Here is a 2,110-nt window from a genome sequence, read left to right as displayed (position 1 = left end):
ATCAATGAAGCAGTAAATTCCGAAAATTTTAATTATTACTCGAAATAGGTCAGTTTTGGTCATTTGGTTAGTTTTTTCATAATGTTGGGTAACGTTGTTGTATAAGCTTTGTTACGTTGTTTAAGCAGTGAATTTAATAAATAAAACACGAACGGCGAAATTCCGAAGGAATTTCCCAAGTGAGCTAAAACCAGCAATAAAGTTTATACGATGTTGGCTGTAGTTTTTATATTTTTTCAGCAAGTTCTTTGGGTAATAATTTATCTAAAATAATTTTCGAACCTTTTTCAAGTACTAAAAATTTCCAATTAGATTTTCCATTTTTAGAAATGCCATATACTTTTTTTTCAGAATATATTTTAAAAAACTCCGTTTTCTCATTGTATTCAACATTTTCAGAGCCAAAAGTACTTTCTAATGATAATTTTGTCAAATTTATTCTTGTAGTTTTCTCGTCTTTAGTTTCTTCAGATTCTCCGTCAATTTTCATATTCATTTGATTTGAGTATGTGAGAAGTGAATAATATTTGCTTTCAATTTCCTCTTTATCTTTAATTCCTATAATTTTGGGGTTTGTAATTTCAATTTCTACACCTGGATTATTAAAAGCCTGTTTCATAACTTTTATCATTTGTGATTTAGGGATAATTTCAAAAAATTCAGGAACAATATATTCCATAGATTTTTCAAACTCCATATTTACAATTGTGCTCAAATAATCGTTAAATTCCTTCTTTAGTTCATTTTTATAATCTTGAGCAATTCCTATTGTTGAGATTGTCAGAAATAGAATTGTAAATAATTTTTGTTTTAATTTCATATGTTAATTCTGATTTCGGTTTTTAATTACAGCCAACGGTCTCGTATAACAGTCAGTTACGGGTTTATATGCGTTAATTTTTGGTTTAGCACTGACTTTAGCAATTCCGAGTGGATTCGGACGTAGTCGAATCCGCCGTAATTGCGGTTATACATTGTTGTAGCCAGTTTTTTTGTTTTTAATTTTTCCCCAAGCCAAAACTTTTACTCCTTTCGAATAATGAGTTTTGCTTGGTCGTTCGTTTATTAATTTTTCAAATCTCTGATAATTCAATTCCAATTTTTGTATGTCAATTTCGTTAATCGACCATTCCAAATGATGGATTTCAAATTCGTTTATCGAATCGTCTGTGTCTTGAAAAAGAGCATATCTTTCTGTTAACCATTTGTCTAATTCCATTTTCTCGGTCAGTTCGTTTCCAATTTTAAACTCAATATTTAATTTGTCTTTAAATTCAGAGTTTTGGGATTGATATTTTATGTCAGTCCGTTCAATATTTGAAAATCTATAAGGAAGTTCAGAAATGCCTTTTGCGACTTTACAAGACAAGCTTTTTCCTCCTTCAATGCTCAAGAAGTAAACACCGGTTTTATTTTTTGACTTAACATAAGTCCGAATATTTATTTCATCAAAATCTGATATTGGCGAGAAGGAAGGCAAGTTTTTTGGTCTTATTTTTTCCATTGTAAACGCAACAACAGAAATCCAAGGTTTTTCCTCAAAAAGGTCGATTTCCAATTCTTGTGGAACGAATTTTTTCAATTCAGTCAATTCGACTTGATAATGAAGAAATATTGCATTATTCCACTCTTGGTAAAATTTCCAATTATCAGTCGGAATTTTCCAAGGTCTATGTTTTGTGGTGTTTAATATCTCTCGGATTGTCATTTTCTCAAATTGGCTACAACGGTCTCGTATAATGATAGTGCGGAGTTTGTGTGCGGCGATTTTCCGAAGGAAAATCAGAAGCAAGCAAACAAGCACAGGCTTATAAATTTCGTACTAAAATACGCATTATTTTTATACAATGTTAGGTGGCGGTTTTGTATTTGTAACAGAATTCTTGCTCTTTTTTATTCGCAACCGTGGCTTCTCTTTTTACGCGCAAAGATTGGTTCTTTTTTTATTGAGTCGGGCGCTGGTCAGCTGTTTTTTATGTCATCCGTTTGTTGTATTTTTTTTTTTTTTTGAGTTCCGCCGTTAGTTTTTTTTCATTGATTGGAGTTAGATTTGAATTTTTTTTACTGACACCTAACGGTTGGTATAAGAATAGTGCGTAGTTTGAGTGCG

General features: G+C 31.3%; 2 protein-coding genes. Both read right to left on the bottom strand.

The genetic code is table 11. The features are described 5' to 3' along the window. Positions 1-226: 226 nt before the first annotated feature. Positions 227-820, bottom strand: a complete 594-nt coding sequence (locus tag BMY96_RS15815) for a hypothetical protein (RefSeq protein WP_092853963.1) — start codon at positions 818-820, stop codon at positions 227-229. 147 nt (positions 821-967) lie between these two features. Continuing rightward, the gene (locus tag BMY96_RS15810) at positions 968-1,708 is read right to left on the bottom strand and encodes a YqjF family protein (protein WP_092853961.1); all 741 of its coding nucleotides are present in this window, start codon (positions 1,706-1,708) and stop codon (positions 968-970) included. Between the last annotated feature and the right edge of the window lie 402 nt (positions 1,709-2,110).

This window comes from Algibacter pectinivorans (assembly GCF_900112595.1).
Lineage (GTDB): Bacteria > Bacteroidota > Bacteroidia > Flavobacteriales > Flavobacteriaceae > Algibacter_B > Algibacter_B pectinivorans.
This window is presented reverse-complemented; position numbering and strand designations above follow the sequence as displayed.